The following is a 13,305-nucleotide window of genomic DNA, read 5'->3' as shown; positions in this document are numbered from 1 at the left end:
CCCAGGAATCCATCGTGCGTTACGCCCAGAGCGTCGCCGACCTCGTCGGCAACACCCCCCTCGTCCGCCTGACTCGGGTGACCGAGGGCATCGCCGCCACCGTGCTGGCGAAGATCGAGTACTTCAACCCCGGCGGTTCGTCGAAAGACCGTATCGCCGCCAACATCCTCGACGCCGCCGAGCGCGACGGTCAGCTGGCGCCCGGCGGAGTGATCGTGGAGCCGACCAGCGGTAACACCGGCGTCGGCCTCGCCCTCATCGCCCAGCAGCGCGGGTACCGGTGCGTTTTCGTGGTTCCCGACAAGGTCGCCGAAGACAAGCGCGCGGTCCTCCGGGCCTACGGCGCCGAGGTCGTGGTGACGCCCACGAATGTCGAGCCCGACGATCCGGACTCCTACTACAGCGTGAGCGACCGGCTCGTCCGCGAGATCCCGGGTGCGTTCAAGCCCAACCAGTACGCCAACCCCAACGGTCCGCGCAGTCACTACGAGACGACGGGCCCAGAGATCTGGCGCGACACCGACGGTCGGCTGACCCACTTCGTCGCGGGCGTCGGCACGGGCGGAACGATCACCGGCACCGGACGCTATCTGCGCGAGGTCGCGGGCGGCAGCGTGCGCATCGTGGGGGCCGACCCGGTCGGCTCGATCTACTCGGGCGACGACGTGCACGGCTACGACGTCGAGGGCGTGGGCGAAGACTTCTGGCCCGCGGCGTTCGACCCGTCGCTCGTCGACGGTTACGAGCGCGTCTCGGATGCCGAGTCCTTCGCCATGACGCGGCGTCTCGCTCGCGAGGAGGGCCTGCTCGTCGGGGGTTCCAGCGGAATGGCCGTCGTCGCCGCCCTCCGCGTCGCCCGCGATCTCCCCGCGGAGGCGGTGGTGGTCGTGGTACTGCCCGACCACGGCCGGGGATATCTCAGCAAGATCTTCGACGACGACTGGATGATCGCGCGCGGCTACGACGTTGCACCCGTGGCATCCCTTCTTCCCCCCACTCCCGAGGAGCACTCCGCATGAGCACCCACGACGCCGCCCGCGGCTTCGACAGCCTCGCCGTCCACGCGGGTCAGACCCCCGATGAGGCGACGGGCGCGGTCATCCCCCCCATCCACGTCTCCACCACGTTCGTGCAGGACGGCATCGGAGGCCTCCGCGGGGGCTACGAGTACGGCCGCAGCGGCAACCCCACGCGCACCGCGCTCGAGGTGCAGATCGCCGCACTCGAGGGCGGTGTCCGGGCGCTGTCGTTCGCCTCGGGCCTGGCCGGCGAAGACGCCCTGCTGCGCGCGGCCCTCGTGCCCGGCGACGAGGTGCTGCTCGGCAACGACGTGTACGGCGGCACCTACCGTCTACTCGCGCGAGTACTGGGTCCGTGGGGCGTGAAGCTGCGCGTGGTCGACATGAGCGATCTGGATGCCGTGGCCGCGGCCATCGAGGAGCGCGCGCCGAAGATGGTCTGGGTCGAGACGCCCAGCAACCCCATGCTGCGCATCACCGATATCGCGGGCCTCGCGCGCCTGGGCCACGCGGCCGGTGCCCTCGTCGTCGTCGACAACACCTTCGCGTCGCCCGCGCTGCAGCGCCCGCTCGACCTCGGCGCCGACGTCGTCGTGCACTCGGCGACGAAGTACCTCGGCGGTCACAGCGACGTCGTGGGAGGAGCGCTCGCCTTCGCCGACGCCGACCTCGCCGACAAGACGCAGTTCCTGCAGTTCGCCGCCGGCGCCGTGTCGGGCCCCTTCGACGCCTACCTCACCACGCGCGGCATCAAGACGCTCGCGGTGCGGATGCAGCGGCACAGCTCGAACGCGCAGGCCGTGGCCGAGCACCTCGCCGGTCATGATCGGGTGGCGACCGTGTACTACCCGGGCCTGCCGACGCACCCCGGCCACGAGCTGGCCGCGTCGCAGATGAGCGGTTTCGGCGGCATCGTCTCGCTCGCGCTCGCGGACGGTGCCACGGCCCGCCGCTTCGCGGAGTCGACGCGTCTGTTCACCCTCGCGGAATCGCTGGGCGGAGTGGAGTCCCTGGTGAACTATCCGGATGCCATGACCCACGCCTCCGTGCGCGGAACCGAGCTCGCGGTCCCCGACACGATCGTCCGACTCTCGGTGGGCATCGAGTCGGTGGAGGACCTCGTCGCCGACGTCGATCAGGCGCTCGCGTCCCTCTGACCTACGGCTTCGCGGAGTCCGTGGCATCCACGCGGAAACGCGATTCGCGCCGATGAACACGCTGAGAGAGCGTTCATCGGCGCGAATCGCGGTTCTGGGCGAGCTGCGCGGCGCGCGTCTCAGCGCTCCGCGCGATCCAGGTTCTGCCGCAGCTCATCGGCGTTCTGCCGCACGACGTAGGCGGGCTGGTCGCGCTCGACGCGCCAGCTCTCGCGGAGCGGGCCGATGTTCACGGTGTCGAAGCCGAACTCGTCGTAGATGCGGGTCACCAGCGCGACGGCCTCGTCGGAGTCGCCGGCCGTGGCCAGGGCGCGACGGTCGTCGGTGTCGGCGGGGGAGCCGTCCGTGAGGATGTCGGCGGCCATGATGTGGTTGAACGCCTTCACCACGCGCGATTCCGGCAGGTGCTCTTGAAGCATCTGCGAGGTGGTGGTCTTCTTCTCGTCGAGCTCGGCGATGCGGCCGTCGCGCTCGAAGTAGTAGTTGTTCGTGTCGAGGACGGTCTTGTCCGCCAGGGGAGCGACGGGGACCTCGCGGTAGGCCTTGAGAGGCACGGTCACCACGACGATGTCTCCGGCCTCGGCGGCATCCTGAGCCGTCGCTGCGCGGGCGCGGTCGCCGATCGACGCGACGAGGTCGGCGAGCGTCTCGGGTCCCCGGGAATTCGCGATCACGACGTCGTAGCCGTTCTTGGCGAAGCCCTTCGCGAGTGCCGAGCCGATGTGTCCTGCTCCGATGATTCCTACGGTTGTCATGACGGACATCAACGGCGACGGCGGGAACGCCATTCCCGGCCCGGGCGAAAAATCAGCGGGACAAATATTTAGCACTCCGAGCTATCGGCGTCAAGCGGTGGGATGACGGTGGTCGGGCGGAATATCGTCATCTTGTCGCACCCTCACGAGAGTGGTCGCGGGCCGGTGTTCGGGTCACCGTCCTGCTTGACCTGTGAGGGCGACGGCCCCCGGTGGACGCGGCTTCGGACCACCGGGGGCCGCTTTCTTTTCGCGCACCGATGCATTCCGGTCACGCGCGTCATGGCCTGCGGCGCGCGGGTGGAAGACTGGAACTCGGCGGCACTCCGTCCGCCCTGGTACGTCCCCGAAGGAATCCCGAGCCTGTGACCTCCGACACCCGCCCCGTTCGCTCCACCCGGTTCTTCCTCGTCTGCATCGGCGTCGGCCTGCTGGCGGGACTGCTGTCGGGCCTGTTCGGCGTGGGTGGCGGCACCGTCATCGTGCCGCTGTTGGTGCTGCTGCTCGGATTCAACCAGCGGCTCGCCGCCGGGACTTCGCTCGCGGCGATCGTCCCCACGGCATCCGTCGGCGTCATCTCGTACGCGGTGCACGGCTCGGTGGCGTGGCTTCCCGCGCTCATCCTCGCCGCCGGCGCCGTCATCGGCGCGCAGATCGGCACGTGGTTGCTGCCGAAGCTCTCGCAGACCGCCCTGCGGTGGTCGTTCGTGGCGTTCCTCGCGGTCGTCATCGTCAGCCTGTACTTCGTCGTCCCCTCGCGCGACGCCGATCTCGTGCTGACGTGGGTCACGGGACCGCTGCTCGGCGTGCTCGGCGTCATCACCGGCATCCTGGCCGGCCTCCTCGGCGTCGGTGGCGGCATCATCGTCGTCCCCGCGCTCATGCTGCTGTTCGGCACGAGCGACCTCGTCGCCAAGGGCACGTCCTTGCTCATGATGATCCCGGCGGCGGTCTCGGGGACCGTGGGCAACCTCCGCCGATCCAACGTCGACCTGCGGGCGGCGGCGTGCGTCGGCCTCGCGGCGTGTACGACGACCGCCCTCGGTGCCTACATCGCCACCCTGGTCGATCCGCTCGTCGGCAACATCCTCTTCTCGATCTTCCTGGCGTTCATCGCGGTGCAGATGGCGGTCAAGGCCGTGCGCGGTCGCCACCAGCGCTGAGAGCGGCCCGGCCGCGTCGATAGACTGATTCGATGCCCGTGAATCCCGAACTGGTCGGTCGCGCCTTCCCGGCGACCGCACCGTATCTCGTCGGTCGTGAGAAGGTGCGCGAGTTCGCACGTTCCGTGTTCGCCGACGCCCCGCACCACGTCGACCCCGAGGCGGCTCGCGCACTCGGCTATGCCGACGTGGTCGCCCCGCCGACATTCGCCATTGTCATGCAGGACATCACGCTGCAGCAGATGCTGGCCTACCCGGACTCCGGCATCGAGCTGTCGCGCGTCGTGCACGCCGAGCAGCGCTTCCGGTACTCGCGACCCATCGTCGCCGGAGACGAACTGGTCGCGACGCTGACGGTCGCCGGCGTCCGCGCGATGCGGGGCAGCTCCATGGTCACGATGGAGGCGGAGGTCGTGGATGCCGACGGCGCCCACGTCGTGACCACCACCAGCATTCTTCTCGTGGGGGACTCCGACGCATGAGCGATTTCACCGTGGGCCAGATCATCGCCGAACGCTCCGTGCACCTGACGCGTGAGTCGCTCGTGCGCTACGCGGGAGCGTCGAACGACTTCAACCCCATCCACTACAACGACGACGTCGCCGCGGCCGTGGGCCTGCCGGGTGTGCTCGCGCACGGCATGCTCACGATGGGGATTGCCGTCGGCATCGTCTCCGATGCGCTGGGAGACCCCGGCCTGATCGCCGAGTTCGGTGTGAAGTTCACGCGTCCCGTGGTCGTGGACGCCATGACCGGTGCCGACATCCACGTGCGCGCCGAGGTCGGCGCCGTCGACGACGACGCGGCGCGTGTCGACCTCACCGTGACGTTCGCCGACACCTCCGTGCTCGGCAAGGCGCAGGTGCGGGTGCGGGTGCGCTGATGCCCGAGGTCGCCCCGATCCCGCTGTCGCGGCTGACGACGCTGCGCACCGGAGCCGCCCCCGCGCGCCTCGTCGAGGCGGCCTCCGCCGCCGAGCTGGTGGCGGCCCTCCGCGAGGTCTGGGCCGGCGGCGAGCCCTGGTTCGTGCTCGGTGGGGGGTCCAATCTCTTCGTGGGCGACGAACCCTTCGACGGCACCGTCATCCGCGTGCGCACGACGGGCATCGAAGAACTCCCGGGCTCGCACGACGGCACCGTCCGCCTGCGTGTGCAGGCAGGGCACGACTGGGACGCGCTCGTGGCCGAGACCGTCGAGCGCGGTTACGCCGGTATCGAGGCCATGTCGGGGATCCCCGGTACCGTCGGTGCGGCGCCGGTGCAGAACATCGGCGCGTACGGGCAAGAGATCGTGCAGACCCTCGTCGAGGTGGAGCTGATCGATGAGGCGAGTGGCGAGGTGTCGGTCGTTCCCGCCTCCGAGCTCGGACTCGGGTTCCGCACCTCCGTCCTCAAGCAGCACTACGGCTCCACGCCCCCGCGCACCGCCGTCATCCTCTCGGTGACGCTCGAGCTCGCGCGCATCGGCGACGGGGAACGTCCGATCGCAGGTGAACAGCTACGCTCCGCCCTCGGACTGGATGCCGCCGACACGGTGTCGCTGCGCTGGATCCGCGACCACGTGCTCGCCACCCGTTCGCGCAAGGGAATGGTCCTCGACGCCGAAGACCCCGACACCTGGAGTGCCGGCTCCTTCTTCCAGAACGCCATCGTTTCCGAGGCGTTCGCCCGGACACTCCCCGCGGCGTGCCCGAAGTGGCCCCTGTCGCCGGAGCTCGACCCGGTCAGGGTGATCCCGCTGGCCGCGTTCGACGGCATCCTTCCGCCCCCGCCCGTGGAGCGGCGCGAGGTGAAGGTGAGCGCGGCCTGGCTCATCGAGAACGCCGGGCTCTCGCGCGGTTTCCGCTTCCCCCGCTCGCGCGCCGGTCTGTCGACCAAGCACACCCTCGCGCTGACCAACCGCGGCGAGGCGACGGCCGCCGAGATCGCCGAACTCGCCCGCTTCGTGCAGAGCCGCGTGGCGGCGGAGTTCGGCCTGGTCCTGCAGCCCGAGCCCGTGCTGGTGGGCGTGGAGCTGTAGCCCCGCCCGCCCCCTTCGGTCGGCTAGCGCGTGACTCGCCAAGAATCGTCGCTTCGACACCCCCGAAGGCGACAATTCTTGGCGACTCACGCGACCGGGGTTTGCGCCAGGAGGCGGCGGATTCGCCCGAGCAGGGCGACGGGATCGTCGAAGTCGCGGGCGGTGACCACGGTCATCCGGTAGCCGAGCGACTCCAGCTCGGCGCGCCGTGACTGGTCTTTGCTCCACTGGACCGGGTCGCGGTGATGGTCGCCGTCGTACTCCATCACGAGACGCTGCGCGGGATAGAGAAGGTCGACGCGGGCCACGAAGCGCGCACCGTCGAAGATCTCGACGTTGCTCTCGGGCGCCGGGAGCCCTGCCTGGATCAGAAGAACGCGAAGTTCGGACTCGCGTGGGGACTCCGCCCGCTCGTCGGCGAGATCCACCGCGAGGCGCCGCTTCTTCGACCCGCGGCCGCCGAGGAAACGGCGATGGGTTCGCTCGAGGTCGTCGCGCGTGGCGAGGGGGTGACGGCGCGAGATGAGGCGGTCCGAGATCGCTGTCAGTTGTCCGACCCCGAGGGACTCAGCGAGCTCGGCCCATGTCCGCAACGGAGAGGTGCACCGGATGCCATCGACCTCCACGATGTCTTCGGGGACGACGGTCAGGGCACGCCCGGTCGTGCGCGGCCGCCGGATGCGGTTCTGGCCCGAGGGGACGCCGATGACCGGCTTCTCCCACGCGACCGCATCGAGGGGACGAGGAAGAGGGAGCCCATGCAGAACGGCCGCAGTCGGGCCGCAGAAGAAGGCGTGCGGGGGCAGGGCGCGCGAGAGCGCCGCAAGGAGTTGCATCTGCGTCGAGTGCTTCTCGACGCGGATTCCGGCATGTGGCGCGGACCACTCCGATGCTCTCAGCGTGCTCGGGGACAGACCGTGCGCCGCCCCTTCCGCGACGGTGAACGCAGCAGCGGGGCCGACGGGGCGCGGTGGAAGAGGCATCCGCCGATCATCACCGCTTCAGTGTCACCGCGTGGTTCCCTCTCCACAGCCTGTCGGCGCTGATGCGCGAGTCGCCAAAATCTGTCGCTGCGACACAGCTCGAAGCGACAGATCCTGGCGACTCACGCAGGGGCCGGAGGGGCCGGAGGGGAGAGAGCTAGGCGAAGAGGCGCTGGAGGCGCTGCACGCCCTCGAGGAGCTGGTCGTCGCCCAGGGCGTAGGACAGGCGCAGGTAGCCGCTCGGGCCGAAGGCCTCACCGGGCACGACCGCGACCTCGGCCTGCTCGAGGATCAGATCGGCGAGCTCGAGCGACGACGTGGGGGTCACGCCACCCCACGTTCGGTTCAGCAGGCCCTGCACGTCGGGGTACACGTAGAACGCCCCCAGCGGGTTGGGCACCTCGACACCGTCGATCTTCGACAGTTCCGACACGATCAGCTTCCGGCGGCGGTCGAAGGCGAGACGGAACTGCTCGGCCTCGTCCTGCGGCCCGGTGAGCGCTGCGACGGCGGCCCGCTGGGCGACGTTGTTGACGTTGCTCGACAGGTGGGACTGCAGGTTGGCGGCGAGCTTCATGGCATCCACCGGTCCCACCATCCAGCCCACGCGCCATCCGGTCATCGCGTAGGTCTTGGCGACGCCGTTGACGAGGATCGTCTGCGCGGCGAGCTCGGGGACGGCCTCGACGATCGAGACGGCGCGGATGCCCTCGTAGGTGAGGTTCTGATAGATCTCGTCGGTGATGACCCAGATGCCGTGCTCGAGCGCCCAGCGGCCGATCTCGGCGGTCTCCTCGGCGGTGTACACCGAGCCGGTCGGGTTCGACGGCGACACGAAGACGAGCACCGTGGTCTTGTCGGTGCGCGCGGCCTCGAGCTGGGCGACGGTGACCTTGTAGTCCTGGTCGGCTCCGGCGAACACCTCGACGGGCGTGCCGTCGGCCAGCGCGATCGCTTCGGGGTAGGTCGTCCAGTAGGGCGCGGGCAGCAGCACCTCGTCGCCGGGGTTCACCACGGTCTGAAACGCCTGGTAGACCGCCTGCTTGCCGCCGTTCGTGACGATGACCTGCGAGGGAGCGACCTCGAGACCCGAATCGCGCAGCGTCTTCGCGACGATCGCCTCGCGCAGCACGGGCAGGCCCGCCGCGGGGGTGTAGCGGTAGTTCGCCGGGTTCTGCAGCGCCTCGGCGGCGGCATCCACGATGAAAGACGGCGTTGCGAAATCCGGCTCGCCCGCGGCGTACGAGATCACCGGGCGGCCGGCGGCCTGAAGGGCCTTCGCCTTGGCGTCGACCTTGAGGGTCGCGGACTCGGCGATGGCGGACAGCTTGCGGGAAAGAGGAGCGCGGGAGGTCACGTCTTCGAGCCTAGTGTTTCGGTCCGGACGCGCCGAGGGTCAGATCGCCGATCCCACCCACAGCAGGAACGGGGGCACCAGCATCAGGATGCCGACCACCAGCGCCACGATCGAGATCGACCGAGGCCCGCGGCGCCGCACGCCGACCGCGATACCGATGATGGCGAGAACCACGACGACGACCCCGTCCAGCACGAGAAGGGGCAAGAGCACGAGTCCCAGCCACCAGATCGCGTTCATCTCGGGAATCAGCCCGATCAGGAAGACCCCCAGTGCCGGGAGGGTCACCAGGCTCGCGAGGCACACCGCGATGATGCCGAGGACGTCGACACCGCGCCGGCGCGGCGGGGGAGGAAGTGCCGTCATGCCGTCACGCTAGCGCGCCATCGGCGCGACACACGGGTCGGTTACCGTGAGCGGGTGACAGCGCCCACCACGCCCCTCCGCTCCCGACGTCGGGGACTTGGCTCGCTCGTCCGGCTCGGGCTGGCGACCGCGCTCGTCGGCGTCGCCGCGGGTCTCGCGGTGCTCGTGCTCGTCTGGATCGTGCACAGTCTGGAGCATCTCGTGTGGGGGCACGAGGAGGGGCCGTTCCTCGACGGCGTCGCCGTCCCCGACCCCTGGTGGTTTCCGATCGCGACGGTGGGCGGCGCTGGCGTCGTCGTCGCCGTCGGGTGGTACCTCCTGCGCCGGTTCGGCCGGCGCATCGCCACCGTCGAGCAGGGTGTCGAGGGTGCGCCGATGCCGTGGTGGGAGACGCTCATCGACACCGTGCTGCAGGTGGGGTCGGTGGCGATGGGGGCGTCCATCGGCAAGGAAGTCGCCCCGCGCGAACTGGCGGCGATGGCGGGGTCGAAGGTCGTGCGATGGCTGCGGCTGGACGCCCGGTGGTGCCGCATCCTCATCGCCGCCGGTGCCGGCGCCGGTCTCGCCGCCGTCTACAACGTCCCCCTCGGCGGCGCCCTGTTCGCGATCGAGATCCTGCTGGCCCAGTTCAGCGTCGGCGCCGCGGTGGTCGCGCTCGCCGCCAGTTCCCTGGCCACCCTGGTCGCGCGTCCGCTGGTCGGGGACGGGTCGCTGTACTCCGTGGTATCCGTCGAGGTGAACGCCTCGTTGATCGTCGCCGCGGTGCTCATCGGGCCCCTGATGGGGTGGGGCGCGACGAGCTTCTCGGTGGTGACGAAGAAGCTGGCGCGGTTCCGCCCCGAGGGCTGGCGGTTGTTGATCGCCCTCCCACTCGCCTTCACCGCGGTAGGAGTCCTCGGCGCGGTGTTCCCCTTCATCCTCGGCAACGGTCGCGCGCTCGCCGCCGCCGGATTCGACCTCTCCCAGCCCGCGCTGCTGCTCATCGCACTCGCCCTGATGAAGTACGTCGCCACCTCGATCTCGCTCGGGGCGGGGGCGATCGGCGGCACGCTCCAGCCATCGGTCGCGATCGGCTCGGCACTCGGCGCGGCCGCAGCGGCCGGATGGGCCTTCGTTTGGCCCGGCGCCGACGGCACGGCGCTCGCCATCGTCGCGGCCGCGGCCTTCCTGGCATCCAATATGCGCGCGCCGTTCACCGCGGTCGCCCTGGTCATCGAGTTCACCGACACCGGGTTCACCCTGCTCGTGCCGATCTTCCTGGCCGTGGCGGGGTCGCTGGCGGCCTCCCGCCTGACCTCCCGCGAGAGCCTCCGCCGATTCGCGCCCATCGACCCGTCGCGGGCGTAGCGCGCGGGCCGGTCGTCGAGAGCATCCGTGGCAGTCGTGCGCCGTGCTCTGACCTGTCCACCCGCCGCACCTGGGCACCGGCACCCGCCGAGCCGCCGCGGGCCGCTCGCGCCTACTCCGCGAGACGCAGCGCGGCCCACAGCTCCGCGCGCGCGGCGAACGACGACAGGTCTCGCTCCACGACCCGCTCGGCCAGCGCCATCCGGGCGCGGACGGTATGGCGATGGATGCCGAGCGCGTGCGCCGTCGCCTCGTGCGAGCAGTCGTTCGCGAGCCAGGCGTCGAGGGTCTCGATGAGCGCGGAGCCCTGCTCGGCGTCGTGCCGGCGCAGGGGAGCCAGAGCACCCGCGGCGACGGTCCGGGCAGCGTGCGAACTGAGCGCGGCGATGAGCCCGGCACGGGCGGTGTCGGCGAAATCCGCGACGCCCGGCGTGGGCACCCGGTCGCGGGCGGTGCGGGCCTGCTCGAGCGCGCGGGAGAAGCCGTCGTACCCGGTCGGCGTCGAGCATCCGACGACCGTTTCGAACCGGTCGGCGACCTCGGACAGCAGGTCGCGCGCGCCCGCGGGAACCACGAGGACCAGTCCGTCGTCGCCCCGGCCGAAGAACAGGTCTCCCCGCCGCTCGTGGGCGCGGCGCTCGAGCCACTCCGAGAGAGCGGTCGAGCGAGCGGATGCCGCCGGCGTCAGCGCCACGATGACCGGTGCGCTCGGCAGGGGACCCAGCAGATCGCGGGCCGCGCGTCGCGCGAGGGCGGGGTCGTCGCCGCTCAGCGACTGCACCAGCCCGGCTCGGAAGGTGCCGATCGCCCGCCCGAGGCCGTCCTGCTGCTCGAGAGCGAGTGCCGCCATCGCCACGACCGCGGTGACGACGCTGCGGGCTTCATGGTCGAGGTCGTCGGCGGCGATCGCCAGAGCCCCGCGGAGGTGCCCGCCGCGGCCGAGCGTCTGCACGGTGACCGCGACATCATCGACGCGCACGGCGCCGGCGGCGCGCGTGCCGCGACGAAGCATCGCCGTGACCTCCGCGGCGACGGCGTCCACCGCGGCCGGTGCGAGCGTGCCGGCGGGGTGCGCGTCGCGCAGGCTCCCGGCGGCGTCGAAGAGGCCCACCCAGCAGTCGAGCTGCCGCGACAGTTCGGCGAGAGTGGCCGAGAGGCCGTCGGGACGCAGCGCGGCGAGGGAGACCGCCCGCTGGGCCGCGAGCGACCAGCTGCGGCGCGCGTAGGCGTCGGCGGCGATCGCCTCGGCGCCGGCACGGGCCACCGCGATGAAGGGCGTGCGGTAGGGCACTTCGAACAGCGGCATCCGCGCCGCCGCGCACGCCTCGACGAGGCTCGAGGGGATGCCGTCGCGAACCACTTCCGTGCCGAAACCGAGCGCACGCACGCCGCGGGCCAGTAGCCGTCCGACGTAGGCGGTGTAGTCCGCGGCCGTCGCGTCGGCGAACTGCGTGCCCGTGGTCAGCAGGACCAGCCCCTCGCTGAGGAAGGGCGTGGGGTCGGCGAGGTCGCTGGAGTGCACCCAGCGCACCGGCCGGTCGAGACCGCCGGGCGCGAGGTCGCCCTCGTCGATCACGAGGCGCAGATGGAGGTCGCGCCGCGCGAGCAGTGCCCGCAGGCTGGGCGGAACAACGGTGTCGGCGACCATGCGTCCTCCTGTACAAGTCGTATACGGCGGTGCGAGCGACTGTACATCCAGGAGAGTGCGAGCCGTGACGCGCCGTCCGTAGCATCGCCGCCATGAGCCTCGACACCCTCCCCACCGTCGGCGGTCCGTCCCTCACCCAGGAGCGCCGTCTCGTCACCGCCATTCCCGGCCCCCGCTCGCAGGAGCTGCTCGACCGCAAGGCTGCGGCCGTGGCATCCGGTGTCGGCCACACGGTCCCCATCCAGGCGGTCGCCGCCGGCGGGGGAGTCGTCGTCGACGCCGACGGCAACTCGCTCATCGACCTCGGTTCGGGCATCGCCGTCACCAGCGTCGGCAACGCCCACCCCGCCGTGGTGGCCGCCGTGCAGGAGCAGGTCGCCGCCTTCACCCACACGTGCTTCATGATCTCTCCGTACGACTCCTACGTCGCCGTGGCCGAGGCGCTGAACCGCCTCACGCCCGGCGACCACGCCAAGAAGAGCGCGCTGTTCAACAGCGGCGCCGAGGCCGTCGAGAACGCCGTCAAGATCGCCCGGAAGTTCACGGGGCGCCAGGCCGTCGTCGCGTTCGACCACGCGTACCACGGCCGCACCAACCTCACGATGGCGCTCACGGCCAAGAACATGCCGTACAAGAGCGGCTTCGGGCCCTTCGCGGCCGAGGTCTACCGCGCCCCGCTGTCCTACCCGTACCGCGACGGACTGTCGGGCCCCGAGGCCGCGGCCAAGGCGATCTCGCTCATCGAGAAGCAGGTCGGCGCCGAGAACCTCGCCGCCGTCATCATCGAGCCCATTCAGGGCGAGGGCGGCTTCATCGTCCCCGCCGACGGCTTCCTCAACGCGATCGTCGACTGGTGCCGCGACAACGGCGTCGTCTTCATCGCCGACGAGGTGCAGTCCGGCTTCGCCCGCACCGGTGCGATGTTCGCCAGTGAGCACTTCGGCATCGTCCCCGACCTCGTCACCACCGCCAAGGGCATCGCCGCGGGACTGCCGCTGGCGGCCGTGACGGGACGGGCCGAGATCATGGATGCCACTCACACCGGCGGCCTCGGCGGAACCTACGGCGGCAACCCGGTCGCGTGCGCGGCGGCCCTGGCCTCCATCGACGCGTTCGAGAACGAGGGGCTCATCGAGCGCGCGCAGCAGATCGGCGAGGTGCTGAAAGACCGCCTCCACGCCCTCCAGGCGAACGACCCCCGCATCGGCGACGTGCGCGGACACGGTGCGATGATCGCCGCCGAATTCGTCGACCCGACCACCGGCGCACCCGACGCCGCCCTCACCGCGGCCGTCGCCAAAGCGTCGATCGCCGAGGGCGTCATCGTGCTGACCTGCGGTACGTACGGCAACGTCATCCGGTTCCTGCCCCCGCTGTCGATCGGCGACGAACTGCTCCACGAGGGCATCGACGTCGTGGCGGCAGCCCTCGCCCGCTCCTGACGAACGCCCCGGCGGCGGCGGCCCGAACTCCACCGCCGCCGGGACCAGG

At 70.9% G+C, this 13,305-nt stretch carries 13 protein-coding genes; 8 read left to right on the top strand and 5 right to left on the bottom strand.

Going from position 1 to position 13,305, the window contains the following annotated elements:
- Positions 1-14 precede the first annotated feature (14 nt).
- Positions 15-1,019, top strand: coding sequence for a pyridoxal-phosphate dependent enzyme (locus MT347_RS08470; protein ID WP_243500062.1), 1,005 nt, complete (start codon positions 15-17; stop codon positions 1,017-1,019).
- Positions 1,016-2,176, top strand: coding sequence for a cystathionine gamma-synthase (locus MT347_RS08465; RefSeq protein ID WP_243500060.1), 1,161 nt, complete (start codon positions 1,016-1,018; stop codon positions 2,174-2,176). The genes MT347_RS08470 and MT347_RS08465 overlap by 4 nt, the downstream gene beginning before the upstream one ends.
- A gap of 119 nt (positions 2,177-2,295) precedes the next feature.
- Here MT347_RS08465 and MT347_RS08460 read toward each other — a convergent pair whose 3' ends face one another.
- Positions 2,296-2,931, bottom strand: a complete 636-nt coding sequence (locus MT347_RS08460; RefSeq protein ID WP_243500057.1) for an NADPH-dependent F420 reductase — start codon at positions 2,929-2,931, stop codon at positions 2,296-2,298.
- A gap of 260 nt (positions 2,932-3,191) precedes the next feature.
- On the opposite strand from MT347_RS08460, the gene MT347_RS08455 reads away from it, so the two are divergent.
- The 4 genes from MT347_RS08455 to MT347_RS08440 are packed head-to-tail and all read left to right on the top strand — an operon-like array spanning position 3,192 to position 6,113.
- Complete coding sequence (locus MT347_RS08455; protein WP_374206520.1) at positions 3,192-4,094, top strand: sulfite exporter TauE/SafE family protein; 903 nt, start codon at positions 3,192-3,194, stop codon at positions 4,092-4,094.
- Between the two features lie 32 nt (positions 4,095-4,126).
- Complete coding sequence (locus MT347_RS08450; protein ID WP_243500053.1) at positions 4,127-4,576, top strand: MaoC family dehydratase N-terminal domain-containing protein; 450 nt, start codon at positions 4,127-4,129, stop codon at positions 4,574-4,576.
- Positions 4,573-4,977, top strand: coding sequence for a MaoC/PaaZ C-terminal domain-containing protein (locus MT347_RS08445; protein WP_243500051.1), 405 nt, complete (start codon positions 4,573-4,575; stop codon positions 4,975-4,977). Before MT347_RS08450 ends, MT347_RS08445 begins: the two co-directional genes overlap by 4 nt.
- On the top strand, positions 4,977-6,113 hold the full coding sequence (locus MT347_RS08440) for a UDP-N-acetylmuramate dehydrogenase (RefSeq protein ID WP_243500049.1): 1,137 nt from the start codon (positions 4,977-4,979) through the stop codon (positions 6,111-6,113). Before MT347_RS08445 ends, MT347_RS08440 begins: the two co-directional genes overlap by 1 nt.
- 86 nt (positions 6,114-6,199) lie before the next feature.
- Here the strand turns inward: MT347_RS08440 and MT347_RS08435 are convergent, their stop codons facing one another.
- The 3 genes from MT347_RS08435 to MT347_RS08425 form a co-directional block, all read right to left on the bottom strand.
- Positions 6,200-6,949 carry an endonuclease domain-containing protein gene (locus MT347_RS08435; RefSeq protein ID WP_243500046.1) on the bottom strand — a complete coding sequence of 250 codons (750 nt, stop codon included), beginning with the start codon at positions 6,947-6,949 and terminating at the stop codon, positions 6,200-6,202.
- A gap of 304 nt (positions 6,950-7,253) precedes the next feature.
- Complete coding sequence (locus MT347_RS08430; RefSeq protein ID WP_243500044.1) at positions 7,254-8,453, bottom strand: pyridoxal phosphate-dependent aminotransferase; 1,200 nt, start codon at positions 8,451-8,453, stop codon at positions 7,254-7,256.
- Positions 8,454-8,492: 39 nt separating this feature from the next.
- Positions 8,493-8,819: a hypothetical protein gene (locus MT347_RS08425; RefSeq protein ID WP_243500042.1), complete on the bottom strand. Its 327-nt coding sequence runs from the start codon at positions 8,817-8,819 to the stop codon at positions 8,493-8,495.
- 54 nt (positions 8,820-8,873) lie between these two features.
- Here MT347_RS08425 and MT347_RS08420 point away from each other — a divergent pair, with 54 nt between their 5' ends.
- The gene (locus MT347_RS08420; RefSeq protein ID WP_243500040.1) at positions 8,874-10,166 is read left to right on the top strand and encodes a chloride channel protein; all 1,293 of its coding nucleotides are present in this window, start codon (positions 8,874-8,876) and stop codon (positions 10,164-10,166) included.
- A 112-nt stretch (positions 10,167-10,278) separates the two neighbouring features.
- On the opposite strand, the gene MT347_RS08415 is transcribed toward MT347_RS08420, so the two are convergent.
- Positions 10,279-11,814, bottom strand: a complete 1,536-nt coding sequence (locus MT347_RS08415; protein WP_243500037.1) for a PucR family transcriptional regulator ligand-binding domain-containing protein — start codon at positions 11,812-11,814, stop codon at positions 10,279-10,281.
- Positions 11,815-11,906: 92 nt separating this feature from the next.
- Between MT347_RS08415 and gabT the strand changes: the two genes are divergently transcribed.
- Positions 11,907-13,256 carry a 4-aminobutyrate--2-oxoglutarate transaminase gene (gene gabT, locus MT347_RS08410; protein WP_243500035.1) on the top strand — a complete coding sequence of 450 codons (1,350 nt, stop codon included), beginning with the start codon at positions 11,907-11,909 and terminating at the stop codon, positions 13,254-13,256.
- Positions 13,257-13,305: the final 49 nt, after the last annotated feature.

Origin of the sequence: Microbacterium sp. VKM Ac-2923 (assembly GCF_022815605.1) — a bacterium.
Lineage (GTDB): Bacteria > Actinomycetota > Actinomycetes > Actinomycetales > Microbacteriaceae > Microbacterium.
This window is presented reverse-complemented; position numbering and strand designations above follow the sequence as displayed.

Excerpts from the sequence above, each read along its gene's own strand:
- MT347_RS08460 (WP_243500057.1), bottom strand. The coding sequence starts at position 2,931 with ATGACAACCGTAGGAATCATCGGAGCAGGACACATCGGCTCGGCACTC.
- MT347_RS08440 (WP_243500049.1), top strand. The coding sequence starts at position 4,977 with ATGCCCGAGGTCGCCCCGATCCCGCTGTCGCGGCTGACGACGCTGCGC.
- gabT (WP_243500035.1), top strand. The coding sequence starts at position 11,907 with ATGAGCCTCGACACCCTCCCCACCGTCGGCGGTCCGTCCCTCACCCAG.
- MT347_RS08455 (WP_374206520.1), top strand. The coding sequence starts at position 3,192 with ATGCATTCCGGTCACGCGCGTCATGGCCTGCGGCGCGCGGGTGGAAGA.
- MT347_RS08425 (WP_243500042.1), bottom strand. The coding sequence starts at position 8,819 with ATGACGGCACTTCCTCCCCCGCCGCGCCGGCGCGGTGTCGACGTCCTC.
- MT347_RS08450 (WP_243500053.1), top strand. The coding sequence starts at position 4,127 with ATGCCCGTGAATCCCGAACTGGTCGGTCGCGCCTTCCCGGCGACCGCA.
- MT347_RS08435 (WP_243500046.1), bottom strand. The coding sequence starts at position 6,949 with ATGCAACTCCTTGCGGCGCTCTCGCGCGCCCTGCCCCCGCACGCCTTC.
- MT347_RS08415 (WP_243500037.1), bottom strand. The coding sequence starts at position 11,814 with ATGGTCGCCGACACCGTTGTTCCGCCCAGCCTGCGGGCACTGCTCGCG.
- MT347_RS08445 (WP_243500051.1), top strand. The coding sequence starts at position 4,573 with ATGAGCGATTTCACCGTGGGCCAGATCATCGCCGAACGCTCCGTGCAC.
- MT347_RS08465 (WP_243500060.1), top strand. The coding sequence starts at position 1,016 with ATGAGCACCCACGACGCCGCCCGCGGCTTCGACAGCCTCGCCGTCCAC.